This window comes from Pseudomonas citronellolis (assembly GCF_029335315.1).
Classification (GTDB): Bacteria; Pseudomonadota; Gammaproteobacteria; order Pseudomonadales; family Pseudomonadaceae; genus Pseudomonas; species Pseudomonas citronellolis_A.
Window position 1 is genome coordinate 51,432 of the sequence record NZ_JARJLT010000118.1, and the last position, 26,165, is coordinate 77,596.

The 26,165-nt window shown below is 68.6% G+C and carries 27 protein-coding genes; 12 read left to right on the top strand and 15 right to left on the bottom strand.

From position 1 onward, the window contains the following. Positions 1–3: 3 nt before the first annotated feature. The 5 genes from P3W75_RS10345 to P3W75_RS10365 form a co-directional block, all read right to left on the bottom strand. Positions 4–1,350: a DUF1329 domain-containing protein gene (locus P3W75_RS10345; protein ID WP_276227289.1), complete on the bottom strand. Its 1,347-nt coding sequence runs from the start codon at positions 1,348–1,350 to the stop codon at positions 4–6. A 181-nt stretch (positions 1,351–1,531) separates the two neighbouring features. Continuing rightward, positions 1,532–2,203 (bottom strand): tRNA (guanosine(46)-N7)-methyltransferase TrmB, encoded by a 672-nt coding sequence (gene trmB / locus P3W75_RS10350; protein WP_276227315.1) that lies wholly within the window; start codon positions 2,201–2,203, stop codon positions 1,532–1,534. A 139-nt stretch (positions 2,204–2,342) separates the two neighbouring features. Continuing rightward, positions 2,343–3,149, bottom strand: coding sequence for a thiazole synthase (locus P3W75_RS10355; protein ID WP_276227290.1), 807 nt, complete (start codon positions 3,147–3,149; stop codon positions 2,343–2,345). Positions 3,150–3,206: 57 nt separating this feature from the next. Continuing rightward, entirely contained in the window at positions 3,207–3,407 is a 201-nt protein-coding gene (thiS, locus tag P3W75_RS10360; RefSeq protein ID WP_276227291.1) for a sulfur carrier protein ThiS, read from the bottom strand. Between the two features lie 100 nt (positions 3,408–3,507). Beyond that, positions 3,508–3,882: a DUF423 domain-containing protein gene (locus tag P3W75_RS10365; RefSeq protein ID WP_276227292.1), complete on the bottom strand. Its 375-nt coding sequence runs from the start codon at positions 3,880–3,882 to the stop codon at positions 3,508–3,510. A gap of 33 nt (positions 3,883–3,915) precedes the next feature. Here P3W75_RS10365 and mtgA point away from each other — a divergent pair, with 33 nt between their 5' ends. After that, positions 3,916–4,641 (top strand): monofunctional biosynthetic peptidoglycan transglycosylase, encoded by a 726-nt coding sequence (gene mtgA / locus P3W75_RS10370; RefSeq protein WP_276227293.1) that lies wholly within the window; start codon positions 3,916–3,918, stop codon positions 4,639–4,641. A gap of 7 nt (positions 4,642–4,648) precedes the next feature. Here mtgA and P3W75_RS10375 read toward each other — a convergent pair whose 3' ends face one another. From P3W75_RS10375 to ftsY, 5 genes are all read right to left on the bottom strand, one after another. Further along, positions 4,649–5,251: a hypothetical protein gene (locus P3W75_RS10375; protein WP_276227294.1), complete on the bottom strand. Its 603-nt coding sequence runs from the start codon at positions 5,249–5,251 to the stop codon at positions 4,649–4,651. Between the two features lie 77 nt (positions 5,252–5,328). Further along, a complete protein-coding gene (gene rpoH / locus P3W75_RS10380) occupies positions 5,329–6,183 on the bottom strand; it encodes an RNA polymerase sigma factor RpoH (protein ID WP_276227295.1) in 855 nt (284 codons plus the stop codon). 112 nt (positions 6,184–6,295) lie between these two features. After that, entirely contained in the window at positions 6,296–7,309 is a 1,014-nt protein-coding gene (ftsX, locus tag P3W75_RS10385; protein WP_276227296.1) for a permease-like cell division protein FtsX, read from the bottom strand. Further along, complete coding sequence (gene ftsE, locus P3W75_RS10390; RefSeq protein WP_276227297.1) at positions 7,309–7,980, bottom strand: cell division ATP-binding protein FtsE; 672 nt, start codon at positions 7,978–7,980, stop codon at positions 7,309–7,311. Before ftsE ends, ftsX begins: the two co-directional genes overlap by 1 nt. After that, positions 7,977–9,383: a signal recognition particle-docking protein FtsY gene (ftsY, locus tag P3W75_RS10395; RefSeq protein ID WP_276227298.1), complete on the bottom strand. Its 1,407-nt coding sequence runs from the start codon at positions 9,381–9,383 to the stop codon at positions 7,977–7,979. The genes ftsE and ftsY overlap by 4 nt, the downstream gene beginning before the upstream one ends. 150 nt (positions 9,384–9,533) lie before the next feature. On the opposite strand from ftsY, the gene P3W75_RS10400 reads away from it, so the two are divergent. From P3W75_RS10400 to P3W75_RS10420, 5 genes are all read left to right on the top strand, one after another. Next, a complete protein-coding gene (locus P3W75_RS10400; RefSeq protein ID WP_276227299.1) occupies positions 9,534–10,904 on the top strand; it encodes a M16 family metallopeptidase in 1,371 nt (456 codons plus the stop codon). Continuing rightward, positions 10,897–12,390 (top strand): M16 family metallopeptidase, encoded by a 1,494-nt coding sequence (locus P3W75_RS10405; protein WP_276227300.1) that lies wholly within the window; start codon positions 10,897–10,899, stop codon positions 12,388–12,390. The genes P3W75_RS10400 and P3W75_RS10405 overlap by 8 nt, the downstream gene beginning before the upstream one ends. Continuing rightward, positions 12,390–13,001 carry a 16S rRNA (guanine(966)-N(2))-methyltransferase RsmD gene (gene rsmD, locus P3W75_RS10410; protein ID WP_276227301.1) on the top strand — a complete coding sequence of 204 codons (612 nt, stop codon included), beginning with the start codon at positions 12,390–12,392 and terminating at the stop codon, positions 12,999–13,001. Before P3W75_RS10405 ends, rsmD begins: the two co-directional genes overlap by 1 nt. 62 nt (positions 13,002–13,063) lie before the next feature. Further along, the gene (locus tag P3W75_RS10415) at positions 13,064–14,068 is read left to right on the top strand and encodes a hydrolase (protein ID WP_276227302.1); all 1,005 of its coding nucleotides are present in this window, start codon (positions 13,064–13,066) and stop codon (positions 14,066–14,068) included. Positions 14,069–14,136: 68 nt separating this feature from the next. After that, positions 14,137–14,547, top strand: coding sequence for a GNAT family N-acetyltransferase (locus P3W75_RS10420; RefSeq protein ID WP_276227303.1), 411 nt, complete (start codon positions 14,137–14,139; stop codon positions 14,545–14,547). A 114-nt stretch (positions 14,548–14,661) separates the two neighbouring features. On the opposite strand, the gene P3W75_RS10425 is transcribed toward P3W75_RS10420, so the two are convergent. Then, entirely contained in the window at positions 14,662–15,321 is a 660-nt protein-coding gene (locus P3W75_RS10425) for a TetR/AcrR family transcriptional regulator (RefSeq protein ID WP_276227304.1), read from the bottom strand. Positions 15,322–15,555: 234 nt separating this feature from the next. Here P3W75_RS10425 and P3W75_RS10430 point away from each other — a divergent pair, with 234 nt between their 5' ends. The 6 genes from P3W75_RS10430 (at position 15,556) to ggt (ending at position 22,234) form a co-directional block, all read left to right on the top strand. After that, positions 15,556–16,986, top strand: a complete 1,431-nt coding sequence (locus tag P3W75_RS10430) for a coniferyl aldehyde dehydrogenase (protein ID WP_276227305.1) — start codon at positions 15,556–15,558, stop codon at positions 16,984–16,986. 175 nt (positions 16,987–17,161) lie between these two features. Continuing rightward, entirely contained in the window at positions 17,162–17,707 is a 546-nt protein-coding gene (locus P3W75_RS10435) for a twin-arginine translocation pathway signal protein (protein ID WP_276227306.1), read from the top strand. Positions 17,708–17,752: 45 nt separating this feature from the next. Next, on the top strand, positions 17,753–19,348 hold the full coding sequence (locus P3W75_RS10440; protein WP_276227307.1) for a GMC family oxidoreductase: 1,596 nt from the start codon (positions 17,753–17,755) through the stop codon (positions 19,346–19,348). Positions 19,349–19,532: 184 nt separating this feature from the next. After that, a complete protein-coding gene (gene coaD, locus P3W75_RS10445; protein WP_276227308.1) occupies positions 19,533–20,012 on the top strand; it encodes a pantetheine-phosphate adenylyltransferase in 480 nt (159 codons plus the stop codon). Positions 20,013–20,134: 122 nt separating this feature from the next. Next, entirely contained in the window at positions 20,135–20,386 is a 252-nt protein-coding gene (locus tag P3W75_RS10450) for a YfhL family 4Fe-4S dicluster ferredoxin (RefSeq protein WP_276227309.1), read from the top strand. A 144-nt stretch (positions 20,387–20,530) separates the two neighbouring features. Continuing rightward, entirely contained in the window at positions 20,531–22,234 is a 1,704-nt protein-coding gene (ggt, locus tag P3W75_RS10455) for a gamma-glutamyltransferase (protein ID WP_276227310.1), read from the top strand. A gap of 1 nt (position 22,235) precedes the next feature. Here ggt and P3W75_RS10460 read toward each other — a convergent pair whose 3' ends face one another. From P3W75_RS10460 to mutM, 4 genes are all read right to left on the bottom strand, one after another. Next, the gene (locus P3W75_RS10460) at positions 22,236–24,101 is read right to left on the bottom strand and encodes a Na/Pi cotransporter family protein (protein ID WP_276227311.1); all 1,866 of its coding nucleotides are present in this window, start codon (positions 24,099–24,101) and stop codon (positions 22,236–22,238) included. Positions 24,102–24,144: 43 nt separating this feature from the next. Beyond that, positions 24,145–24,486, bottom strand: a complete 342-nt coding sequence (locus P3W75_RS10465) for a multidrug transporter (RefSeq protein ID WP_276227312.1) — start codon at positions 24,484–24,486, stop codon at positions 24,145–24,147. 85 nt (positions 24,487–24,571) lie between these two features. Further along, entirely contained in the window at positions 24,572–25,150 is a 579-nt protein-coding gene (locus tag P3W75_RS10470) for a lysophospholipid acyltransferase family protein (protein WP_276227313.1), read from the bottom strand. Between the two features lie 88 nt (positions 25,151–25,238). Then, complete coding sequence (mutM, locus tag P3W75_RS10475) at positions 25,239–26,051, bottom strand: bifunctional DNA-formamidopyrimidine glycosylase/DNA-(apurinic or apyrimidinic site) lyase (RefSeq protein WP_276227314.1); 813 nt, start codon at positions 26,049–26,051, stop codon at positions 25,239–25,241. Between the last annotated feature and the right edge of the window lie 114 nt (positions 26,052–26,165).

Here is a 26,165-nt window from a genome sequence, read left to right on the forward strand (position 1 = left end):
GGATCAGTTGCCTTCGCGGCGCAGCGCTTGCGGCGTGAAGTCGCGCGGGCCCAGGTTCACGTGGAAGTCGTACATCGGCTCGTTGTTGTCCAGGCCGTCGACGAAGTAGCGCTTGCCGGCGAAGTCGTACAGCGCCTCCAGGGTGCTGGAGACCATGGGCACGTCGTAGTAGTTGACCGGGTGCACTTCCTGGGCGCGGATCAGCTTGCCATCGGCGTCGTAGATGTCGCTGCCGAGGATCTGCCAGCTGTCCTCGTCGAGGTAGAAGCGGCGCTTGGCGAAAGGATGGCTGTAGCCGGTGCGCAGGCTCGCCTCGACCACCCAGACGCGGTGCGGCTCGTAGCGCAGCAGCTCGGGATTGAGGGTGCTGCGGCCAAGGATGCGCTCGTAGGGAATGCCCTTCTGGTGCACCTGGTAGCTGTTGTACGGCACCAGCATCTCGCGCTTGCCGAGCAGCGTCCATTCGTAGCGGTCCGGGGCGCCGTTGTAGACGTCCACGGTGTCCGCCGTGGCCAGGCCGTAGGTGTCCGGCTGGGCGCTGTCGTAGGCCAGGCTCGGCAGCCGCCGCACGCGCCGCTCACCGCGGCTGAAGCGCCAGGCGCGGCGAGTGGCGAGGACCTGGTCGATGGTTTCCTGCACCAGCAGCGCCGAGCCGGACAGCTTGGAAGGCGCCACCACCGTGTACTTGTAGAAGAACAGGGTGTTGTTCAGCTGCTGCGGCGTCATGCCCTCGCGGCCATAGACGAAGTAGGCGTCGCGCTCCATCTTCAGCAGGTTGTAGTCGCCGCTGGCGAGCACCGCCGCCTGGTTGGTGACCATGTGCAGCTGGTCGCCCCGGTAGCGCATGATGTGGTTCCAGATGGCTTCCAGACCGCTTTGCGGGATCGGGAACGGCGCGCCGGCGGCCGCGCCCTGTACGCCGTTGCCGTCGGCGATCAGCTCGGCGTGCTCGGCGTTGAAACGGGTGGCGTCGTACAGACGCTGCGGCAGCGAGGCGCTGCGCCGGCTGGGGAACACGCGCAGGTAATAGTCGGGGTTGGCCTGCAGCAACGCCTGGGTGCCCGGGCTGAGCAGGGCCTGGTATTGCGCCAGGTTCTTCGCGTCGACGCGGTACAGCTCCTTGTCGGCGGCGAAGGGGTCGAGGTGGTGCATACCCGGCTGGTAACCCGGCGGCGGCGTGGTGATGCCCCCGGTCCAGGGCGGGATGCTGCCACTGGCGTTCCCGGCCTTTTCCCCACCCAGTGGCGTCAGCTCCTGGCCCAGGCGCGCGGCCTGGTTCGCGTCCACCTTGGCCTGCGCGGGAAGCGCGCAGGCGGCGGCCAGCAGCAGTACGGCAACTTTGTTCAGCACAGCAGTCTCCTTTGCGGCGGGCTGCCTGCCCGTCGCTGTTATTGTCGTGGCGGCGCGGGGCCGCTGGTTCGAGATTCAGCTTGCGAGGTGAGGTGGCCGTCCTGGCCGCCGGGTGGTCCCGGTCTGTTCTGTCGTCCATGAAAAAGGCCTGCGCGGGCAGGCCTTGCGGGGTGTCGCGGGGTCAGTCGACGCGCTGGAACTTCAGGTCCCAGACGCCGTGGCCGAGGCGTTCGCCGCGGCGTTCGAACTTGGTCACCGGGCGCTCGTCCGGGCGCGGCACGTAGGTGTTGTCGGCGGCCAGGTTGCGGTAGCCGGGCGCGGCGTTCATCACTTCCAGCATGTGCTCGGCGTACTGCTCCCAGTCGGTGGCCATGTGCAGCACGCCGCCGATCTTCAGCTTGCTGCGCACCAGCTCCGCCCAGGCCGGCTGGACGATGCGGCGCTTGTGGTGGCGCGCCTTGTGCCAGGGGTCGGGAAAGAACAGCAGCACGCGGTCGAGGCTGGCGTCGGCCACGCAGTCGCGCAGCACTTCCAGGGCGTCGCAGCTGTACACGCGGATGTTGTCGAGGTTCTGCGTCAGCATGCCGTTGAGCAGCGCGCCGACGCCCGGGCGATGCACCTCGACGCCGATGAAGTCCTGTTCCGGCGCGGCGGCGGCCATCTCCAGAGTGGCGTGGCCCATGCCGAAGCCGATCTCGAAGGTGCGCGGCGCCTGGCGGCCGAACACCTGGTCGAAGTCGCGGGCGCCGTCGGCCAGCTCCAGGCCGAAGCGCGGCCAGCCCTGGTCGAGGCCGCGCTGCTGGCCCTCGGTCATGCGTCCGGCGCGCATCACGAAGCTCTTGATGGTGCGCATCGGCCGGTCGGTGGCCTGCTCGGCCTGGGGCTGCTGGGTATCGCTCATGTTCGGACCTTGGAAAAAATCGGGGCAGTGAAAGTGACGACGGGCCGGCCCGCTGCTGGCGAGCCGGCCCGCTCGGGGCGCCGGGCCGGGGTCAGCCGATCAGGCCGCTCATCGGCGAAGAGGCGCTGGCGTACAGTTTGCGCGGCATGCGCCCGGCCAGGTAGGCCAGGCGACCGGCGACGATCGCGTGCTTCATCGCCTCGGCCATCATCACCGGCTGCTGCGCATGGGCGATGGCGGTGTTCATCAGCACCGCCTCGCAACCCAGCTCCATGGCGATGGTGGCGTCGGAGGCGGTGCCCACGCCGGCGTCGACCAGCACCGGCACCGTGGCCTCTTCGAGGATGATGCGCAGGTTATAGGGGTTGCAGATGCCCAGCCCGGAACCGATCAGGCCGGCCAGCGGCATCACCGCGATGCAGCCCATCTCGGCCAACTGGCGGGCGATGATCGGGTCGTCGCTGGTGTAGACCATGACGTCGAAGCCGTCCTTGACCAGCACTTCGGCGGCCTTGAGGGTTTCCACGACGTTGGGGAACAGGGTCTTCTGGTCGGCCAGGACTTCCAGCTTGACCAGGTTGTGGCCATCCAGCAGTTCGCGGGCCAGGCGGCAGGTGCGCACCGCCTCGACGGCGTCGTAGCAGCCGGCGGTATTCGGCAGGATGGTGTAGCGGTCCGGCGGGATCACGTCGAGCAGGTTCGGCTCGCCCGGGTTCTGGCCGATGTTGGTGCGGCGCACCGCCACGGTGACGATCTCCGCGCCGGAGGCCTCGATGGCGCGGCGGGTCTCGTCGAGATCCTGGTACTTGCCGGTGCCCACCAGCAGGCGCGAGGCGTAGGTGCGCCCGGCGAGGGTGAAGGGCTTGTCGACCGGCAGGGTGGAAGAGGCTTGGCTCATCGGATCGTTCCTCAGCAAAAGCAGGTGGGGCGGGGCCTGAATGCGGTGGGCGACGGCCTAGCCGCCGCCGATGGCCTGCACCACTTCCACCTGGTCACCCTCCTTGAGGGCGGTGGCGGCGTGCTGGCTGCGCGGCACAATGTCCAGGTTCAGCTCGACCGCGACACGGCGTCCGACCAGCTCCATGCGTTCGAGCAGGTGGGCCACGCTCTGGCCGTCGGGCAGCTCGTAGGGTTCGCCGTTCAACTGGATAAGCATGGGCAGGACCGTCGCGGTTGGAAGGGTCGGCATTCTAGCCCGATAGCCGGCGATGACCAAGGCGCAGGGAGGACATCGGCCGGCGTTTCTGACGTCCGGGTCAGGCGCCGAGCTTCCACGCGGCCAGGCCCAGGCACAGCCAGCCAACCAGGAAGCAGACGCCGCCGATCGGGGTGATGGCGCCGAGCACCGGGGTGGAGGTCAGGGTCAGCAGGTAGAGGCTGCCGGAGAAGATCAGGATGCCGGCGACGAAGAACCAGCCGGCGAAGCCCACCAGGCGCCCGCCGACATGCGCCGAGAGCAGCGCCACGCCGAGCAGCGCCAGGGCGTGGAGCATCTGGTAGTGCACGCCGGTCTGGAACACCGCCAGGTAGTCGGCGCTCAGGCGGCTCTTCAGGCCGTGTGCGGCGAAGGCACCGAGGCCCACCCCGGTGAAACCGAAGAAAGCGGCGAACAGCAGGAAGGTACGCAACATGGGAAAACTCCCTCGAAGGTCAAGCCCGTTATAATGACGCGCACTATCGCCCGGGCATACCCCAGCATGCGCAACCTACTCCGCCGCCTGTTCAAGTTCCTCGTCTATTTCGCCCTGGGCAGCGTGGCCGTGGTCATCGTCCTGCGCTGGGTGCCGCCGCCGGGCAGCATGCTGATGCTGGAGCGCAAGCTGCAGTCCTGGTTCAACGGCCAGCCCATCGACCTGCAGCGCGACTGGCAGAGCTGGGACGAGATCTCCGACAACCTGAAGATCGCGGTCATCGCCGGCGAAGACCAGAAGTTCGCCGAGCACCACGGCTTCGACCTGCCGGCCATCGAGCAGGCCCTGGCCCACAACGAGCGCGGCAAGAGCGTGCGCGGCGCCAGCACGATCAGCCAGCAGACCGCCAAGAACCTGTTCCTCTGGTCCGGCCGCAGCTGGCTGCGCAAGGGCCTGGAGGCCTGGTTCACGGTGCTGCTGGAAACCTTCTGGCCGAAGCAGCGGATTCTCGAGGTGTACCTGAACAGCGCCGAGTGGGACAGCGGCGTGTTCGGCGCCCAGGCCGCCGCGCGCCATCACTTCGGCGTCGACGCCGACAAGCTGTCGGCGCAGCAGGCCGCGCAGCTCGCCGCCGTCCTGCCCAACCCGCGCAAGTGGAGCGCCGCGCGCCCCAGCGCCTACGTGCGCCAGCGCGCCGCGTGGATTCGCCAGCAGATGTGGCAGCTCGGCGGCCACGACTACCTGGAACGCCTGCACTGAGCCCGGCTCAGTGCGCCAGGCTTTCGCGCGGCACCACCTGCATCCACACCAGCTCGCCGCCACGGTGCAGCAGGGTCAGGCCGCGCTCGGGGTAGATCCAGGCTTCGCCGCGGTCGGTCTGCAGGCGCACGCGCGGCGGGCCGAAGCTGGCCACCAGGCGGCCGACGCTCAGCGACTGGTTGGGCGCCAGCAGCACCGACGAAACCGCCTGGCGCCGCAGCTGTTCGAGCATCGCGTCGCTCAGCGGCTGGTCCGGCGCCCCCGGCGTGATGCCGGTGGCTTTCTGCAGGCCGTCGCGCTCGCTGTCGCTCAAGGCCAGCTCGGCATCCATGCTCCAGGGGCCTTCCGGCGTGGCCAGGGTGCCCCGGTAGCTCAGCTGCGCGCCCTGGCTGTCGCGGGTCAACCACAGCGAGCCGCCCTGCCAGGCGTGCAGTTGGCCAAGGTCGAGGCTGGCGTCGGCCAGCGGCCCGAACACCTCGCGCTGCCAGTCCTGCAGCCAGGCCGGCGGCGGCAGCGGCGCGTTGGAACGCGCCACCCAGAGGCCGGCGGCGAAGGCCAGCACGGCGAAGGCGAGGATCAGCAGGCCATGGGCCGGGCGTAGTCGGGGCATCGGGTCTCCGGGATATCGCGGGCAGAAAAAAGCCGCACCCCAGGGGGTGCGGCTTTCAGTCTAGCGGCGCGGCGGGCTTATGCCTCGATGCGCCCCTTGAGCTTGTTCATCGCGTTCTTTTCCAGCTGACGGATGCGCTCGGCGGACACGTTGTACTTGGCCGCCAGGTCGTGCAGGGTCGCCTTCTCCTCGGCCAGCCAGCGCTGGTAGAGGATGTCGCGACTGCGCTCGTCCAGGCCTTCCAGCGCCTCGTGCAGGCTGGCGGTGGAGCTGTCGCTCCAGTCCGCTTCCTCCAGCTGGCGCGCCGGGTCGTAGCGATGGTCTTCCAGGTAGTGCGCCGGGGACTGGTAGGCGCTCTCGTCGTCGGCGTCGGCCGCCGGGTCGAACGCCATGTCCTGGCCGCTCAGGCGGCTTTCCATCTCGCGTACTTCGCGGGCTTCGACACCCAGGCTCTCGGCGACCCGCTCGACTTCGTCGTTGTTCAGCCAGGCCAGACGTTTCTTCTGGCTGCGCAGGTTGAAGAACAGCTTGCGCTGCGCCTTGGTGGTGGCGACCTTGACGATCCGCCAGTTGCGCAGGATGAACTCGTGGATCTCCGCCTTGATCCAATGGACCGCGAAGGACACCAGGCGAACGCCCATTTCCGGGTTGAAGCGTTTGACGGCCTTCATCAGGCCGACGTTGCCCTCCTGGATCAGATCGGCCTGGGCCAGGCCGTACCCGGAATAACTCCGGGCGATGTGCACGACGAAGCGCAGGTGCGCCAGCACCATTTGCCGTGCCGCCTCCAGATCTTGCTCATAGTAGAGGCGTTCGGCCAGTTCGCGCTCCCGCTCCGGCGTCAACAGCGGGATGCTGTTCACCGAGTGCACGTAGGATTCCAGGTTTGCACCGGGAACCAGGGCATAAACAGGTTGCAGGGAAGTGGTCATGCGAATCCTCCGATTCACGAAACTCGCGCAGTGTAGCACTGAGCGATCTGACTGCAAGCGGGTGTAAAAGTTCCTTTACACCCTCGTCAAGTACAGGGAAAACAGCGGCTTGTCAGCGTGGCGCGAGCTCCCGCAGGTGCCGCGCCACCGCCAGCCAGGCGCCGATCCAGCCTAGCAGCACCGCGCCGACGGTGAGCGACAGGCCGTCGCCCAGCGGCACCCCGGCGAGGGCGAAATCGCTGCCGTAGAGGCCGGCGAGGTTGACCACCGAGGCGTTCAGCCAGTTCAGCCCGAACTCCAGCAGGGCCCAGGACAGGATGCCGGCGCCCAGGCCGTAGAGCGCGCCCATATAAAGGAACGGGCGACGCACGTAGCCGTCGGTGCCGCCGACCAGCTTGATGACCTCGATTTCGTTACGACGGTTTTCGATGTGCAGACGAATGGTATTGCCGATCACCAGCAGCAGGGTCAGCACCAGCACCACGGTCAGGCCGAAGACGAAGCGGTCGCCCAGCTTGAGGATGGCCGACAGCCGCTCGACCCAGACCAGGTCGAGCTGGGCCTGTTGTACACCCGGCAGCTCGGAGAGGCGTTGACGCAGGGCATCGAGCTGGTTGCGGTCGACCTGCTTGGGGGTGACCGAGATCACCGCCGGCAGCGGGTTGTCCGGCAGTTCCTTGAGCGCCTCGCCCAGGCCGGACTGCTCCTGCAGTTCCTTGAGCGCGTCCTCGCGGCTGATCAGCTGCGCCTCGATCACATCGGGCATCCGTTCGATCTGTTCGCGCAGGTCCTGGCCCTGGCTCTCGCTGGCCTTGAGGTCCAGGTACAGGGAAATCTGCGCCGCGCGCTGCCACGAGCCGCCCAGGCGCTCGACGTTGCCGAGCAGCAGCGACAGGCCCATGGGCAGGCTGAGGGTGATGCCCATCACCAGGCAGGTGAAGAAGCTGCCGAAGGGGTGGCCGAACATGCGCTTGAGGCTGTCCACCAGGCTGGCCCGGTGGCTCTCGCCGTAGGCGCTGAACAGCTGGCCCCAGTCGGTGGATTCGCGCTCTTCGCGCGCGCGCGGCGGCTTCGGCTCGCGACCTTCTTCCGGGCCGTGCGGCAGGGGTTGTTCGCTGGCGCTCATCAGGCCTCCTCCTCGCGGTCGGCGATGATTCGCCCGCGCTGCAGGGTGATCATGCGGTGGCGCATGCGCGCGATCAGCGCCAGGTCGTGGCTGGCGATCAGCACCGTGGTGCCCAGGCGGTTGATGTCTTCGAACACGCCCATGATTTCCGAGGCCAGGCGCGGGTCGAGGTTACCGGTGGGTTCGTCGGCGAGCAGCAGCGCCGGACGGTGCACCACCGCGCGGGCGATGCCGACGCGCTGCTGCTGGCCGGTGGACAGGTCGCCGGGAAGGTCCTGGGCCTTTTCCTTCAGGCCCACGCGGTCCAGCGCGGCTTCGACGCGCTGGGCGATTTCCGGCTTGGGCATGCCGAGGATCTGCATCGGCAGGGCGACGTTGTCGAACACCGTGCGGTCATTCAGCAGCTGGTGGTTCTGGAACACCACGCCGATCTGCCGGCGCAGGAAGGGAATCTGCGCGGTGGAGATGCGCGAGACGTCCTGGCCGCCGAGCAGCAGCTTGCCCGAGGTCGGCCGTTCCATCGCCAGGATCAGCCGCAGCAGGGTGCTCTTGCCGGCGCCGGAGTGGCCGGTGACGAAGAGAATCTCGCCGCGGTGCACGCGGAACGAAATCTCGTGCAGGCCGACGTGGCCGTTGGCGTAGCGTTTGCCGACCTGCTCGAAGCGGATCATGCGATCTCCCGGGTCTCGAACAATGCTCGTACGAAAGCGTCGGCCTCGAAGGTGCGCAGATCGTCGATACCCTCGCCGACGCCGATGTAGCGGATCGGCAGGCCGAACTGCTTGGCCAGGGCGAAGATCACCCCGCCCTTGGCGGTGCCGTCCAGTTTGGTCAGGGCCAGGCCGGTGAGTTCCACGGCGTTGTTGAACTGCTTGGCCTGGTTGATGGCGTTCTGCCCGGTGCCGGCGTCGAGCACCAGCAGGACTTCGTGGGGAGCCGTCTCGTCCAGCTTGCCGATCACCCGGCGCACCTTCTTCAGCTCTTCCATCAGGTTGTCCTTGGTGTGCAGGCGCCCGGCGGTGTCGGCGATCAGCACGTCGACGCCACGGGCCTTGGCGGCCTGCACCGCGTCGAAGATCACCGAGGCCGAGTCGGCGCCGGTGTGCTGGGCGATCACCGCGATGTTGTTGCGCTCGCCCCAGACCTGCAGCTGCTCCACGGCGGCGGCGCGGAAGGTGTCGCCGGCGGCCAGCATGACTTTCTTGCCGTCCATCTGCAGCTTCTTGGCCAGCTTGCCGATGGTGGTGGTCTTGCCGACGCCGTTCACCCCGACCACGAGGATCACGTAGGGCTGCTTGTCGGCGGGGATGGCCAGCGGCTGCTCGACGGGGCGCAGCAGCCCGGCCAGCTCTTCCTGCAGGGCCTTGTACAGCGCCTCGCTGTCGGCCAGCTCCTTGCGCGCCACGCGCCTGGTCAGATTCTGCACGATGGCGGTGGTGGCCTCGACGCCGACGTCGGCGGTCAGCAGGCGGGTTTCGATCTCGTCGAGCAGGTCGTCGTCGATGGCCTTCTTGCCCAGGAACAGGCTGGCCATGCCTTCGCCGAGGCTGGCGCTGGTCTTCGACAGGCCCTGCTTGAGGCGGGCGAAGAAGCCGGGCCGGGCGGCCGGTTCGGCGGTAGCGACAGGGGCAGGCTCGGCGGCGACAGCCTGCGGCTGCGCCTCGACGACCGGAGCCGGAGCCGGAGCCGGCTCGCTCGCTGCGACGGTGACGGCCACGGGCTCGACGACCGGTGCCGGCGCCACAGGTTCGGCGGGCTGGACAGGCTCCAGCGGCGCGGCCGCGGCTTCGGGCGCAGGCGTCGACAACGCGGGCTCGGCCGGCGCGACCGGCAGCGGTGCGCGCTGCTCGACCACGGGCTCAGGCGCGCGCGGCGCAGGCGCTTCGGCGCTGGGCGCCGGGCTGGATTCGGTTGGCGGCGCGGCCGGAGCTTCCTGCGGCTGCGCACTGGCCGCCTCACTCTCGGAGGCTGGCGTCAGGCGCTCTTCGGCCTCGGGCTTCTTGCGAAACCAGCCGAACAGGCCCTTCTTCTCCCCGCCCTGCGGGGCCTTCTTGTCGTCGTTGGAACCAAACATGAATGGCTTGCATCTCAAGGGAGCGGCACGGGACGTGGCCGCCCGGAAAACGGATGGGTATCCTAGCATCTCCTCGCCTGCCGGGGTTAGGCGGCTGCCCGACAGACATCCCCGCCTCCCTTCGGGCCATCTGCAAGGATCCGATCGACCATGAAAATTGCTCCGCGCCTCGCGCTCGGCCTGCTCTGCGGCAGCCTCTGCCTACCGCTGTTCGCCCTCGCCGCCGAACCCCAGCCGACTCACGAGTACGTACTGGACAACGGACTGAAGCTGGTGGTTCGCGAAGACCATCGCGCCCCCGTGGTGGTTTCCCAGCTCTGGTACAAGATTGGCTCCAGCTACGAGACGCCCGGCCTCACCGGCCTGTCCCACGCCCTCGAACACATGATGTTCAAGGGCAGCAGCAAGATGGGCCCGGGCGAAGCCTCGCGCGTGCTGCGCGACCTCGGCGCCGAAGAGAACGCCTTCACCACCGACGACTACACCGCCTATTACCAGGTGCTGGCCAAGGACCGCCTGCCGGTGGCCTTCGAACTGGAAGCCGACCGCATGGCGCACCTGACGCTGCCGGCCGACCAGTTCAAGAGCGAGATCGAGGTGATCAAGGAAGAGCGCCGCCTGCGCACCGACGACAAGCCCATGGCCCTGGCCTACGAGCGCTTCAAGGCCTCGGCCTACCTGTCCAGCGGCTACCACTCGCCGACCATCGGCTGGATGGCCGACCTGCAGCGCATGACCATCGAGGACCTGCGCGCCTGGTACCACGCCTGGTACGCGCCGAACAACGCCACCCTGGTGGTGGTCGGCGACGTCCAGCCCGAGGAAGTCAAGGCCCTGGCCCAGCGCTGGTTCGGCGACATCCCGCGCCGCGCGCTGCCGCCGGCGCGCAAGCCACTGGAGCTGCCCGAGCCGGGTGAGCGCCGGCTGACCCTGAACGTTCGCACCCAGCTGCCGAGCCTGATCATGGGCTTCAACGTGCCCAGCCTGGGCAGCAGCGAGAATCCCCGCGAAGTGCAGGCCCTGCGGCTGATCTCGGCGCTGCTCGACGGTGGCTACAGCGCCCGCCTGTCCGCGCGCCTGGAGCGCGGCTCGGAACTGGTGGCCGGCGCCTCGGCCTCCTACGACGCCTTCGCCCGTGGCGACACCCTGTTCACCCTGAGCGCCACCCCCAACGTGCAGAAGGGCAAGACCCTGGAACAGGTGGAAAAGGCCCTGTGGGAACAGCTGGACGAGCTCAAGACCACCCCACCCAGCCAGGAAGAACTGGAGCGCGTGCGCGCCCAGCTGATCGCCGGGCTGGTCTTCGAGCGTGACTCCATCGCCGCCCAGGCCAGCAGCATCGGCCAGCTGGAGAGCGTCGGCCTGTCCTGGCGCCTCGCCGACCAGGACCTGGAGGCGATCCGCCAGGTCACCGCCGAGGACATCCAGAAAGCCGCCCGCACCTACTTCACCCGCAGCCGCCTGACCCTCGCCCAGGTGCTGCCGCAAACCGATACCGACAAGGAGCCGACCCATGAGTGAACGAAACGGCCTGCGTTACGGCCTGCTCGGCCTGGTCGTCCTCCTGCTGATCGCCGGCCTGGCGTTCTGCGTCAGCCGCCCCGCCGGCGGCAGCAACCCCGCCCCGCAGCAGCCCGCGGCGGCAACGCCCAGCGGTTTGCAGTCGCTGGCCGAAGCGACTGGCAAGAAGCCCGGCCATCGCCAGCTGGACATCCAGCGCTGGAACACCGCCGAAGGCGCCCGCGTGCTCTTCGTCGAGGCCCACGAGCTGCCGATGTTCGACCTGCGCCTGACCTTCGCCGCCGGCAGCAGCCAGGACGGCGACGCCCCGGGCCTGGCCATGCTGACCAACGCCATGCTCAACGAAGGCGTGCCGGGCAAGGACACCAGCGCCATCGCCGCCGGCTTCGAGGACCTGGGCGCCGACTTCATGAACGGCTCCTACCGCGACATGGCGGTGGCCGGCCTGCGCAGCCTCAGTGACAAGGACAAGCGCGAGGCCGCGCTGAGCCTGTTCGACCAGGTGCTGGGCCAGCCGACCTTCCCCGAGGAAGCCCTGCAACGCATCAAGAACCAGGTGCTGGCCGGTTTCGAGTACCAGAAGCAGAACCCCGGCAAGCTCGCCGGCCTGGAGCTGTTCAAGCGTCTCTATGGCAACCACCCGTACGCCCACTCCAGCGACGGCAACGCGCAGTCGGTGCCGAAGATCACCAGCGCCCAGCTGCGCGCCTTCCACCAGAAAGGCTACGCCGCCGGCAACACCGTGATCGCGCTGGTCGGCGACCTCAGCCGCGCCGAGGCCGAGGCCATGGCCGCCAAGGTTTCCGCCTCGCTGCCCAAGGGCCCGGCGCTGGCGCCGACCGCCCAGCCGGAAGTGCCCAAGCCCGGCGTCAGCCACATCGAGTTCCCGTCCAAGCAGACCCACCTGCTGCTGGCCCAGCTCGGCATCACCCGTAACGACCCGGACTACCCGGCGCTCTACCTGGGCAACCAGATCCTCGGCGGCGGCGGCTTCGGCACCCGGCTGATGGACCAGGTGCGCGAGAAGCGCGGGCTGACCTACGGCGTTTCCTCCGGTTTCACCGGCATGCAGGCGCGCGGGCCCTTCACCATTGGCCTGCAGACCCGCGCCGAGCTCAGCGAAGGCACCCTCAAGCTGGTCCAGGACATCGTCCGCGACTACGTGCAGAACGGCCCGACGCAGAAGGAACTGGACGACGCCAAGCGCGAACTGGCCGGCAGCTTCCCGCTATCCACTGCGAGCAACGGCGACATCGTCGGCCAGCTCGGCGCCATCGGTTTCTACGGCCTGCCCTCGGACTACCTGGAGACCTTCCTGGCCCAGGTCCAGGCGCTCGACGTTGGCCAGGTCAAGGCGGCCATGCAGCGCCACCTCGACCCAGACGCCTTCGTCATTGTCACCGCCGGCCCGACGGTGCCGCAGAAACCGCTGCCGGCGCCGACCGACAAGCCCGCCGAACAGCCCCTCGGCGTCCCGGAGCACTGATGAACAGACGTCCCAAGGCCCCCGCCCCATCCAGCGCCCGCCAGCACGGCGGGCAAGGCCAGCTGCGCATCATCGGCGGCGAATGGCGCAGCCGGCGCTTCGCCTTCCCCGACGGGCCGGGCCTGCGCCCGACCCCGGACCGGGTACGCGAGACCCTGTTCAACTGGCTCGCCGCCTACGTCCCCGGCGCCCGCGTGCTCGACCTCTTCGCCGGCAGCGGCGCGCTGTTCCTCGAAGCCTTGTCGCGCGGCGCCAGCAGCGGCCTGGCCCTGGACCTGAACCGCGAAGCCGTGGCCGCCCTGCGCGGCCACCTGGCCACCCTGAAGTGCGAGAACGGCGAAGTGCAGTTGCAGGACGCCCTCGCCTACCTGTCTACGCCGGCGACGACGCCGGTCGACCTGGTGTTCCTCGACCCGCCGTTCCACCAGGACCTGCTGCAGAACGCCTGCCAGTTGCTGGAAAGCAACGGCTGGCTGGCCACCGACGCCTGGGTCTACACCGAAAGCGAAACCGCCCCCTCCAGCCTCGACCTGCCGCCCAACTGGCGGCTGCACCGGGAGAAACAGGCCGGCAACGTGCATTACGCGCTCTGGCGGCGACAGAACGCCTGATCGGCGGCGAGCCCGGCAAGGCTTGGGATAGACTTGCCGGGTCACTCCAACGCGAAACGCCCATGGAAAGTCCCGCCTCCGCCTTCACCCCAGCCTGGTGGCTCCCCGGCCCCCACTTGCAGACCCTCTACGGCTCCCTGCTGCGCAAGGCGCCGGCCTTGCAGCGCGAGCGCGAGCGGCTGTGGCTGGAGGATGGCGACTTCATCGACCTCGACTGGCATGGCCCGCACAACGCGCGCACGCCGCTGGTGCTGGCCATTCACGGGCTCACCGGGTCGTCCGACTCGCACTACATTCGCGGCCTGCAGGTCGCCGTGCAGGCGCGCGGCTGGGCCAGCGTCGCGCTCAACTGGCGGGGTTGCTCGGGCGAGCCGAACCGCCTGGCGCGCGGCTACCATTCGGGGGTCAGCGAGGACCTGGCGGCGGTGATCGAGCACCTGCGCAGCATCCGCCCGCTGGCGCCGCTGTACGCGGTGGGTTACTCGCTGGGCGGCAACGTGCTGCTCAAGTACCTCGGCGAGCGCGGCTCGGACAGCCCGCTGCGCGGCGCCGTGGCGGTGTCGGTGCCGTTCCGCCTGGACCGCTGCGCCGACCGCATCGGCATCGGTTTCTCGCGGGTCTACCAGGCGCACTTCATGCGCGAGCTGACCGCCTACGTGCGCAACAAGCAGCGCGCCTTCGGCGAGCGCGGCAGCCTCGACGGCCTGGCCGCGCTGGAACGCCTGGGGCCGCTGGACGGCATGCGCACCTTCTGGGACTTCGACGGCAAGGTGACCGCGCCGCTGCACGGTTTCGCCGACGCCCACGACTATTACCGGCGCGCCTCCAGCCGCTATTACCTGGGCGGCATCCACACACCGACGCTGATCATCCACTCCAGCGACGACCCCTTCATCGACGCCGGCAGCATTCCGCCGCCGGGCGAGCTGTCGGCCAGCACCGAGTTACAGTTGCTCGAGCGTGGCGGTCACGTCGGTTTCGTCGGCGGCACGCCGGGACGCCCGGACTACTATCTGGAAAGGCGCATTCCCGACTGGCTGCTGGCGCTGCACGGCGTCGCCGGCTGACGCAGGCTTGACCGGGGTCAGTTCATGGCGCCCACGAAAGGCCCAGGCTGGCCGCAAGGAGGCGAACCATGAGCGAACCGAGCATCGAGATCCTGCGCGCCGGCGCCCTCGAGGGCGACCACTGCGCCGATATGGTCGCGCTGTACCGCGCCATCGGCTGGGGCCACCCGGACGACGCCGACGAGCTGCGCGACCTCTACGAATTCTCCGGCTACGCGCTGCTGGCGCTGGACGCCGGAAAGGTGGTCGGCCTGCTCCGCGCCGAGCATGAGAACGCCCAGACCACCTGGCTGGCCGAACTGGCTGTGCTGCCCGGCTACCAGAAGCGCGGCATCGGCAAGGCGCTGATGCAGCGCTTCATCGCCGACCACCCCGGCGCGCGCCTGTACACCGACGCCACCGACGGCGTGGAAGAGTTCTTCCGCAAGCAAGGCCTGGAGCTGCGTCGCCCGCTGGTGCCGGGGCCGCGCAGGAACTGAGCATTTCGTAGGGCGGATAACGTTCGACGTTATCCGCCGCCTAACGTCGGCCCCAGGGCGCGGCAAGATGCACAGCGGAGCGACGCGGCGTGCAACCGCAATCGGTTGTACGCCCTACACGTCATCGCCGAGCGGGACGTAGAGGCGCTCGGCGAGCCTGTCCACCGCCGCCTGCGAATCCTCGGCGATATGCCCGCTCTCCAGCGCCAGCACCTGGTAGATGCCGCGCCGCAGCAGTTCCTCGCTGAGGTCGCCGGTGACTTCCTGGGTGGTGCACAGGAAGCGCACCCAGGAGGTGAGGATGATCCAGGAGTTGAGGGTCAGCGCCTCCACCTGGATCTCGGTCATGCGCAGGATGCCGGCCTCGACGAAGCCCCGGTAGATCGCGGTGGCGTTGACCAGCGCGCGACGGGCGAAGGCGCGGTAGGCGGCGGCCAGCTCGGGATCGCTTTCCAGCAGGTGCTCCAGGTCGCGGTGCAGGAAGCGGTAGCGCCACATCGCCGCCAGCAGGGCCTCCAGGTAGAAGGTCTTGTCCTCGACCGTCGGTGCGCGCCCCGCGGGCAGGCGCAGGAAGTCGTCGACCCGCGCTTCGTACTCGGCGAACAGCTCGGCGATGATCGCCTGCTTGTTGCGGAAGTGGTAGTACAGGTTGCCCGGCGAGATGCCCAGGTGCGCGGCGATATGGTTGGTGGTGACGCTGCGTTCGCCCTGGGCGTTGAACAGCGCCAGGCTCTCCTGAACGATGCGGTCACGGGTCTTGATGCGAGGGGCCATGCGCTGAACCTGGGTCTACGGCGAGGGGCAAAGGTACACGGATTGCTACCGCCAATGCAGCCGGCGTAACACCTCCGCCGGTCGCCCAGCATTTCGTTGGGTGGGCCGGACGTCGGCGGCGCGGCATGCTATTTGACAGTCTAGAGTAATTGCTCTAAAAATCCAGCGACAAGCACAACGCGAAGCCTCCACCCCTCGGAGCGCTTCCCCCGCCGGTCCGCAGAGGAACCCGTCATGGTCGCCGATATCGCCTACCTGCAGCAGACGCAGCAGGAACTCAACCAGCTCCAGAACCTGTTCGAGCGCCAGCGCCAGGCTTTCCGCGCCAACCCCATGCCCAGCGCCGGCCAGCGCCAGCAGTGGCTGAAGAGCCTGGCCGAGCTTCTGGTGAACGAGCAGCAGGCGTTCGTCGACGCCATCTCCCGCGACTTCAGCAACCGCTCCAGCGACGAGACCCTGCTCGCCGAAGTCATGCCCAGCCTGCATGGCGTGCACTACGCGCGCAAACGCCTGGCGCGCTGGATGAAACCCTCGCGGCGCGCCGTCGGCATGCAGTTCATGCCGGCCTCGGCCAAGGTCGTCTACCAGCCGCTGGGCGTGGTCGGCGTGATCGTGCCGTGGAACTACCCGCTGTTCCTCGCCATCGGCCCGCTGAGCGGCGCCCTGGCCGCCGGCAACCGGGTGATGATCAAGATGAGCGAATCCACCCCGGAATCCGGGCGTGTGCTCAAGGAACTGCTGGCGCGGATCTTCCCCGAAGACCTGGTGGCCGTGGTCCAGGGCGAAGTGGACGTCGGCGTGGCCTTCTCCAAACTGCCCTTCGACCACCTGCTGTTCACCGGCGCCACCAGCGTCGGCAAGCACGTGATGCGCGCCGCCGCCGAGAACCTCACCCCGGTCACCCTGGAGCTGGGCGGCAAGTCGCCGGCGCTGGTCTCCGAAAGCGTACCGATGAAAGACGCCGCCGAGCGCATCGCCTTCGGCAAGTCGATCAACGCGGGGCAGACCTGCGTGGCCCCGGACTACGTACTGGTGCCGCAACAGCGCGTCGAAGAGTTCATCGCCGCCTACCGCGAGGTGGTGCAGGGCTTCTACCCCAGCGTGGCGAACAACCCGGACTACACGGCGATCATCAACGAGCGCCAGCTCAGCCGCCTCAAGGGCTACCTGAGCGACGCCGAGGCGCGCGGCGCGAAGATCATCCCGGTACTGCCGGAAGCCGACGGGCGGCGCCTGCCGCAGGCGCTGCTGCTGAACGTCGACGACGAGATGAAGGTGATGCAGGACGAGATCTTCGGCCCGCTGCTGCCGATCATCCCCTATCAGCGCCTGGACGACGCCCTGGCCTACATCAACGACCGCCCGCGCCCGCTGGCGCTGTACTACTTCGGCTACGACAAGCGCGAGCAGGAACAGGTGCTGGCCCAGACCCACTCCGGCGGCGTGTGCCTGAACGACACCCTGCTGCACGTCGCCCAGGACGACATGCCCTTCGGCGGCGTCGGCCCCTCGGGCATGGGCCACTACCACGGCCACGAAGGCTTCCTGACCTTCAGCAAGGCCAAGGGCGTGTTCAGCAAGCCGCGCTTCAACGCCGCGCGGGTGATCTACCCGCCCTACGGCAAGTCGCTGCAGAAGCTGGTCTACAAGCTGTTCATCCGCTGATGAGCCTGCCTACGATCTGCTGCGCGTCGGCATAACTGCGTTGAAAACAGGCGAGTAATGCTCATTTAGCTATCTAAACTGCGCTTCCTCGCCTGTTTTCGCCTTGTTCTGCTCTAGCTCGCGAGATCGTACACAGGCTCTGAGACCCCGTTCCAACCAAGGTGAAACAACAAGAATGACAAACACCTCCCTGAGCGCGCCGGGACTTTCCCGGCGCGGCGTGCTCAAGATCGGCCTGCTCGGTGGCGCCTTCCTGGCCACCGCGGGCGTCACCGCCAGCCTCTCCGGCTGTTCGGCCAGCACCCCGGCCGGCGGCATGAAAGTCCTGCGCGAATCCGACCTGCCGTTCCTCCGCGCGCTGATCCCGGTGATGCTCGCCGGCGCGGTGAGCGCGGAACGCATGGCCGAAGCCGTGCCGAGCGCCATCGCCGGCCTCGACCACACCCTGGAGCACCTGTCGCCGGAGATGCTCAAGCTCACCGTACAGCTGTTCGATGTGCTCGCCCTGCCGCTCACCCGCGGCCCGCTGACCGGCGTCTGGGGCAGCTGGGAGAAGGCCTCCGCCGACGACGTGCAGCGCTTCCTCGAACGCTGGCAGAACAGCGCCATCGGCCTGCTGAAGATGGGCCACAGCTCGCTGCTGCAACTGGTGATGATGGCCTGGTACGGTCGCCCGGAATCCTGGGCGCACTGCGGCTATCCCGGCCCGCCGAAGGTCTGAACGTCGCGCCGCTTTCGATAACAAGAATTCCCGAGAGTACCCCTGATGCCCGTACCCGATCTGTTCGCCGAGGGCCTGGCCCGTGGCTGGAAAGTCCATGATGGCTCGCGCCTGGAGCAGGACCTGACCCTGGAAGCCGACGTCGTCGTCATCGGCACCGGCGCCGGCGGCGGCACCACCGCCGAAACCCTCAGCGCCGCCGGCTACAAGGTGCTGCTGGTGGAGGAAGGCCCGCTGAAGACCAGCGGCGACTTCAAGATGCAGGAGCCCGAGGCCTATTCGAGCCTGTACCAGGAAGGCATCGGCCGGATGAGCAAGGATGGCGCCATCACCATCCTCCAGGGCCGCGCGGTGGGCGGCACCACCCTGGTCAACTGGACCTCCAGCTTCCGCACCCCGGAGCCCACCCTGGAACACTGGGCCAAGGAGCACGGGGTCAAGGGCCACAGCGCGGCCGACATGGCGCCCTGGTTCGCGAAGATGGAAGAGCGCCTGGGCGTGGCGCCCTGGATCATGCCGCCGAACTTCAACAACGACGTGATCCGCCTGGGCTGCGAGAAGCTCGGCTATCACTGGAAGGTCATCCCGCGCAACGTGCGCGGCTGCTGGAACCTCGGCTACTGCGGGATGGGCTGCCCGACCAACGCCAAGCAGTCGATGCTGGTCACCACCATCCCGGCCACCCTGGACAAGGGCGGCGAGCTGCTGTTCCTGGCCCGCGCCAACCGCCTGCTGCTGGACGGCGACAAGGTCGGCGGCCTGGAATGCCTGGCCATGGACGCGAAATGCGTGGCGCCCACCGGCCGCAAGATCACCGTCAAGGCGCGCCACTACGTACTCTCCGGCGGCGGCATCAACAGCCCGGCGGTGCTGCTCCGCTCCAAGGCGCCGGACCCCAACGGCCGCGTCGGCCAGCGTACCTTCCTGCATGTGGTGAACTTCAGCGCCGCGCTGTTCGAGCAGGTGGTCAACCCGTTCTACGGCGCGCCGCAGTCGATCTACTCCGACCACTTCCAGTGGGACGACGGCGCCACCGGGCGCATGTCCTACAAGCTCGAGGTACCGCCGCTGCAGCCGGCCCTCGCCGCCACCCTGCTCGGCCGCTTCGGCATCGACAACGCCATGCGCATGGAACAGCTGCCGCACACCAACATGATCCTCGCGCTGATGCGCGACGGCTTCCACCCGGACAGCGCGATGGGCAGCGTCAGCCTGCGTGGCGACGACACCCCGGTGCTCGACTACCGCATGACCGACTACACCTGGGACGGCATCCGCCGCGCCTTCCACACCATGGCCGAGGTGCAGTTCGCCGCCGGCGCCAAAGCGGTGCTGCCGCTGCATGCCGACGCCGGCTACGTGAAGACCCCGGCCGAGGCCCGCGCGCTGATCGACGGCCTGAGCCTGGAGCTGTACCGCACCCGCCTGGGCAGCGCCCACGTGATGGGCGGCTGCGCCATGGGCGAGGACCCGAAGCAGTCGGTGTGCGACAGCCTAGGCCGCCACCACCAGCTGGAGAACCTGTCGATCCACGACGGCTCGCTGTTCCCCACCAGCATCGGCGCCAACCCGCAATTGTCGGTCTACGGCCTCACCGCGCAGCTGGCCGCCGGCCTCGCCGAGCGCCTGCGCACGGCCTGACGGGAAATCCGGCGCGAAGGCTCTGGAACGGGCCTTGCGCGCCGGAACACCGCACCCGCGCGGAAAATTCAGGTAGTCCGCGCCGGCAAGCACTACCGAGGTCGCTTGGCCCATCCTTGATGCTGCGTTACCATCCAGCCCCGCCAATGCCCACGCCTGCCCCTTGAACCACCAGGACGCTGCGATGAACCGAGTGCTGTACCCGGGTACCTTCGACCCCATCACCAAAGGCCATGCCGACCTGGTCGAGCGAGCCTCGCGCCTGTTCGACCACGTGATCATCGCCGTCGCCGCCAGCCCCAAGAAGAACCCCCTGTTCCCCCTGGAACAACGGGTCGAACTGGCGCGCCAGGTCACCTCGCACCTGGCCAACGTCGAAGTCGTCGGCTTCTCCACGCTGCTCGCGCACTTCGTCAAGGACCAGAACGCCAACATCCTGCTGCGCGGCCTGCGCGCGGTGTCGGACTTCGAGTACGAGTTCCAGCTGGCCAACATGAACCGCCAGCTCGCCCCGGACGTGGAGAGCATGTTCCTCACCCCGTCGGAGAAGTACTCCTTCATCTCCTCGACCCTGGTGCGCGAGATCGCCGCCCTGGGTGGCGACATCACCAAGTTCGTCCACCCCGCGGTCGCCCAGGCCCTGGCCGAGCGCTTCAAGCGCTGAGCGCCCGCCGCCAGGGATGGCGGCAATTGATCCGGCCGGCGTGCACTGTGCGCGCCAATGCGGCAAAATTGCGGCATTACCCTTGCTGACAGCCTGGCCGCGGCCAAGGCCGGAGTGTTTCGATGTCCCTGAAAATCACCGACGATTGCATCAACTGCGACGTCTGCGAACCCGAGTGCCCGAACGGCGCCATCTCCCAGGGCGAGGAGATCTACGTGATCGACCCGAACCTGTGCACCGAGTGCGTCGGCCACTACGACGAGCCGCAGTGCCAGCAGGTTTGCCCGGTGGACTGCATCCCCCTCGACGAAGCCCATGTCGAGAGCAAGGACGAGCTGATGCAGAAGTACAACAAGCTCACCGGCAAGGCCTGATCCGCGCGGCTTGACAGGCGCATTGCCGAATTCGTTCGACGCATTCGGCAACCGCGAGCCAGCGGGATTGTCTATCCTCCCAATTCGCTCCCGTGGTTTTTCCCGGATGCCAGTCCGGGGCCGCCCGACGATTCGTGAGATGCCATGTCCCTGCTGAACCTCCGCCTCAGTACCCTCGCCCTCTCCTGCGCCCTGCTGCTGGGCGCCGCCAGCGCCCAGGCCGCGAGCCAGGCGGTGGCCCAGGCCACCGTCGCCAGCGCCCACCCGGCGGCCACCGTGGCCGGCCTGGAAACCCTGGCCGGCGGCGGCAACGCCTTCGACGCCGCGGTGGCCATCGCCGCCTCCCTGGCGGTGGTCGAACCCTACGGCTCGGGCCTCGGCGGTGGTGGCTTCTTCCTCCTGCGCCAGGCCGGGCCGACGCCGACCTACCGTTTCATCGACGCCCGCGAGCGCGCGCCGCTGGCGGCCAATGCGCAAATGTACGTGCGCAATGGCAAGGTGCAGCCGGAGCTGTCGCTGAACGGCCCGCTGGCCGCCGCCATTCCCGGCCTGCCGGCGGCGCTGGTGGAGATCACCAGGCGCTTCGGCAAGAAGACCCTCGGCGACAACCTGGTACCGGCCATCCGCCTGGCCACCGACGGCGTCTCTGTCGACCGAGTGTACATCGACCGCTCCGCCGGCCGCCTGGACGCCATGCGCAAGGACCGCGAGACCGCGCGCATCTTCCTCCAGCAGGGCAACCTCCACGAGGAATGGGACCTGCTGCGCCAGCCGGACCTGGCGAATACCCTCTCGCGCCTGGCGCGCTACGGCCGCAGCGGCTTCTACGAAGGCGAGACGGCGGACAAGCTGGTGGAAGGCGTGCGCGCCGCCGGCGGCATCTGGAGCCTGGAAGACCTGCGCGGCTACCAGGTGGTGGAACGCCAACCGCTGCGCGTGCCGCTCGCCGACGGCCGCGAGCTGATCAGCGCGCCGCCGCCCTCGGCCGGTGGCGTGGCCCTGGCGCAAAGCCTGGGCATCCTCGCCCAGCTGCCGTGGCAGAAGGCCGACCCGATGCAGCGCGTGCACTACGTCGCCGAAGCCATGCGCCGCGCCTATCACGACCGCGGCATGCTCGGTGACCCGGACCGCATCGCCAACCCGTTGCAGCAATTGCTCGCCCCGGACTACCTCAAGCGCCTGGCCGCCGGCATCGACCCGCGCCGCGCCACGCCCAGCGCCAGCCTGCCGCCGATGCCGAGCTGGCGCGAAGGCGATCACACCACCCACTTCGTGGTCATCGACGAACAGGGCAACGCGGTGGCCGCGACCCTCTCGGTCAACCTGCCGTTCGGCGCGGCGTTCACCCCGCCGGGCACCGGCGTGCTGCTCAACGACGAGATGGACGACTTCGCCGCCGACATCCAGGGCAGCAACGCCTACGGCCTGGCCGGCAGCGCGGCCAACGCCATCGCGCCGGGCAAGCGCCCGCTGTCGAGCATGAGCCCGAGCTTCATCGAGAGCGCCGACGAACTGGCCGCCTTCGGCACCCCCGGCGGCAGCCGCATCCCCAGCATGGTGCTGCTGGCCATGCTGCAGTACCTGGACGGCCGCTCGGTGCAGAGCTGGGTCTCGGCGCCGCGCTACCACAACCAGTACCTGCCCGACGTGCTGGAACACGAACCGCGCACCTTCACCGACGCGCAGAAAGCCGACCTGATCGGCCGTGGCTATACGCTCAAGGACGTGGGGCGCGCCTACGGCAACCAGCAGGTGCTGCTGTGGCGCAAGAAGACCGGCGACGTCGACGCCGCCAGCGACCCGCGCGGCATCGGCCTGGCCGCCGGGACCAACGTCCACCTGCAGTGATTCAGGGCATCAGCAGCGGCGACGTGTCGTCCTCGTCGACCACCGGCAGGTGCCCGGCCTGCTCCTGGTCGGCGCGTAGCTGCAGCACGTTGCGCAGGCTCTGCACGATACGGCTGACGTAGCCCAGGTCGTTCATCAACGAACTGGTCTGCGCGCCGTTCAGCTCCTGGCGGCGCACGGCGGCGAACAGCCGGTTGCGGAAGGCGCCGTCGAACTGCGCGGCCTGCTCGTCGAATAGCGCCAGGCGCGCGGCCCAGGCTCCTTCCGGCAGTTGCTTCGGGCTCAGCGCGCCGATCGCCCGCACTTCGCGCAACGCGCCCAGCAGGTGCTGGCGCAGCTCCAGGTAGCAGTCACGCGCCACCGAGGGCTCGCCCTGCAGCGCCAGGCCCAGGTTCTTCTGCAGGTGTTTGGCGTCCTTCACCGCGTCCACCAGTTGCAGCGCCGCCACCTGGCAGGCCATCCAGAACTGCTGGTGCGCCTCGTCCAGGGTCATGTCCAGGCGCCCCATGAAGCTCAGCAGGTCGCCGTACACGCCCTTGATGTGCTGCTGGTAGAGCGTCTGGGCATCCATGGCGAAGCGGTCCGGCGCGGCGCGCAGGGCGGCCTCGTCCACCTTCGCCTGGTTCAGCAGGTCCACCGGCAGGTAGAGCGCGTGGCAGATCACCTCGATGCTCAACCGGCCCAGGTGCTGCAGCTCCTGGGTCACGGCGCTGGCGGCGGCGTCGGCCGAATCCAGCGCGCGCTCGCTGAGGTAGCGGGCGCGGGTGCGCTCCAGCGGCTTCGCCGTAGCCTGCGGGGCGAGGTCGGTAATCAGCACCGACGGCTCCTCCACGTCCGGCAACCAGCGCACCAGCCATTGCGCCAGGCGCGTCTGCAACGGCCAGAACAGCAGCACGCCCATGCCGTTGAACAGGGTGTGGAACAGCGCCAGCTGGATCAGCAGGTTGTCGCCCAGGCCGACCTGGGCGGTCAGCCAGCGCACCAGCCAGGTCAGCGGCGCCAGCAGGGCGAAGGCCAGCACGCCACTGACCACATTGAAGAGCACATGCGCCAGCGCCAGGCGCTGGCCGTTGCGGTTGCCGCCCAGGGAGCCGACGAAGGCGGTGGTGACGCTGCTGCCGACGTTGGAGCCGATGGCGATCGCCAGGCTCTGGCCAAGCTCCAGCTGGCCGCCGGCGAGTGCCGCCAGGGTCAGCATCAGGGTCGCGTGGCTGGATTGCAGCACCACGGTGATCAGCGTACCGATACCGACGAACAGCAGCGCGCCGAGCACGCCTTCCGAACGCAGGCCGGTCATGTCCATGGCGTCGCCGAAGCTGGAGAAGCCTTCCTTGATCTGGTCGATGCCAAGGAAGATGAAGGCGATGCCCATGAGGATGCGCCCGGCAGCCTTGCTCTTCGCCCCGTTGAAGCCCAGCAGCACGCCGAACACCAGCAGCGGCAGGGCCAGCGGGCTGAGGCTGAGGTTCTGCCCGGCCAGGGCCAGCAGCCAGATGCCGCTGGTGGCGCCGAGGTTGGCGCCGAAGAGGATGGCGATGCCGCTGGCCAGCTGGATCAGCCCGGTGCTGATGAAGGCGATGGTGAGCAGCGAGACCAGGGTGCTGGATTGCAGCACGAAGGTGCCGCAGAGGCCGAACAGCAGGCTCTTCGACGGCGTCGAGGTGCTGCGTTCCAGCCACAGCTCCAACTGGCTGCCGGCGAGGTCGCGCAGGCCCTCCTCCAGGCACTGCATGCCGAACAGGAAGAGCGCGAGGCCGGCGCCGAGCTGCAGCAGCCCGGCGCTGGACCAGAAGGCGTAGCCGAGCCCGACCGCCGCCGCCAGCAGAAGCAGCGGGCGCAGGTGTTTCTTCAGGTCGGCGCGGGCCATGCGCTCGGACGGGACGCGCCGGAAGGCCCCGGCGCGGCTCGGGTCAGTCCTGCTTGTAACCGCTTTCGGTGCAGCCCAGGCAGCGCACGAAGGTGGCCTTGCCGGGGTCGATCACCAGCGCCTGGCCGGCTTCCTTGACGTTGCCGCCCAGGGCGGTGAACGGCAGGCTGACGATGAAGGCGGCGGTGCCGATGACGGTGGCGCCCAGCAGCAGCGGACGGGCGATGATCAGGTCGCCGAGCATCTTGTAGTAGGGCGGCGAGTCGGTGCTGTAGATCGGGTCGCCGCTGGAGACGTTGCTCGTCGCGTCGGAGGCCTGGGCGGGCACGACCGACAGCCCGAGGGTCAGGGCCAGAACGACGGCCAGGGCGCGGAACAGGTTCATGGCGTAAGTCCTTTTTTATGCGAGGTTGGCAGGCAGACTGCCATTAACTATATCAGCGTGGCACCAGTTGTCAGCGTGACGGCCTTCAACCGCCGAGGAAGGCGTATTGCGGCTTTCTCGGCACGAAGGGGCGGTAGAAGTCGAGCATCTGGCGCAGGTCGGCGGCCTCGTCGCCGCTCGGCCAGAACGGCTCGCCGATGACCACCCGGCGGTTGGCGTAGTCCAGTGCCGCCAGCACCACCGGCACGCCGGCGCCGCGGGCGATGTGGTAGAAACCCATCTTCCAGCGCTCGACCTTCTTGCGCGTGCCTTCCGGGGAGATGATCAGGATCAGCTCGCGGCTGTCGTGGAAGGCCTGCACCGCCTGGTCCACGGTGTTCAGCTTGAGGTGGCGCTGGATCGGGATGCCGCCCCAGCGCCGCAGCAGGCCGCCGAACGGCCGGCGGAACAGGGTGTGCTTGGCGAACCAGCGGGCGTTCAGGCGCAGCACGAACTTCACCGCCAGGAATGCCATGAAATCCCAGTTGGACGTGTGGTGCGCGCCGATCACCACGAACTTGTCGAGGGCGGGCAGCGCCCCCTCGATGCGCCAGCCGGCGAGCTTGAGCATGCTGCGGCCGAGCCATTCGGCGAAAGGGTTGCGAGGCAGGTAGTTGCCGGACATCGATGGACCTTGCTTGTTGTTATGGGTGCAGCACAGGGTTCGCGAGCAAGCTCGCTCCTACAGGCAGCTATAGCGAAAAACCCGCCGCTCAGCGTTGGCAGCGCGGACAGTAGACGCTGGCGCGCTGGCCCAGGCGCTCTTCGCGCAGGGTGCTGCCGCAGACCTTGCAGAATTCCCCGGCGCGTCCGTAGACGAACAGTTCCTGCTGGAAGTAACCGGGCTGGCCGTCGCCGCCGACGAAGTCGCGCAGGGTGGTGCCGCCGCGCTCGATGGCGATGGCGAGGATGCGCTTGATCTCCGCGGCGAGCTTCAGGTAACGCGCCCGCGAAATGCCCCCGGCCTCGCGGCGCGGGTCGATGCCGGCGGCGAACAGCGCCTCGGTGGCGTAAATGTTGCCCACCCCGACCACCACGGCGTTGTCCATGATGAACGGCTTCACCGCCATGCTGCGGCCGCGCGAGAGCTGGAACAGGCGCTCGCCCTCGAACGCGTCGGTCAGCGGTTCCGGGCCGAGGTTGCGCAGCAGTTCGTGCTGCAGCGGGTCCTGGCTCCAGAGCATGGCGCCGAAGCGCCGCGGATCGGTGTAGCGCAGCGCCAGGCCGGACTCCAGCTCGATGTCCACGTGCTCATGCTTGGCCGCCGCCAGGCCGCATTCCACCAGGCGCAGGTTGCCGGACATGCCCAGGTGGCTGATCAGCGTGCCCGCCTCGGCCTCCAGCAGCAGGTACTTGGCGCGCCGCCCGACGCTGAGGATGCGCTGCCCGGACAGGCGCACGTCGAGGTCCTCGGGAATCGGCCAGCGCAGGCGCCGGTCGCGCACGATCACGCGGCTGACGCGCTGCCCTTCCAGGTAGGGGGCGATGCCCCGGCGGGTGGTTTCGACTTCGGGTAATTCAGGCATGGAAGGTCACGACGCTGATGATCTGTCTGTAGGCGCGAGCGTGCTCGCGAATCGCTTCGCTTACCAGGCGCGGATTGCCCGGCTATCGCGGACGAAGTCCGCTCCTGCGGTGAA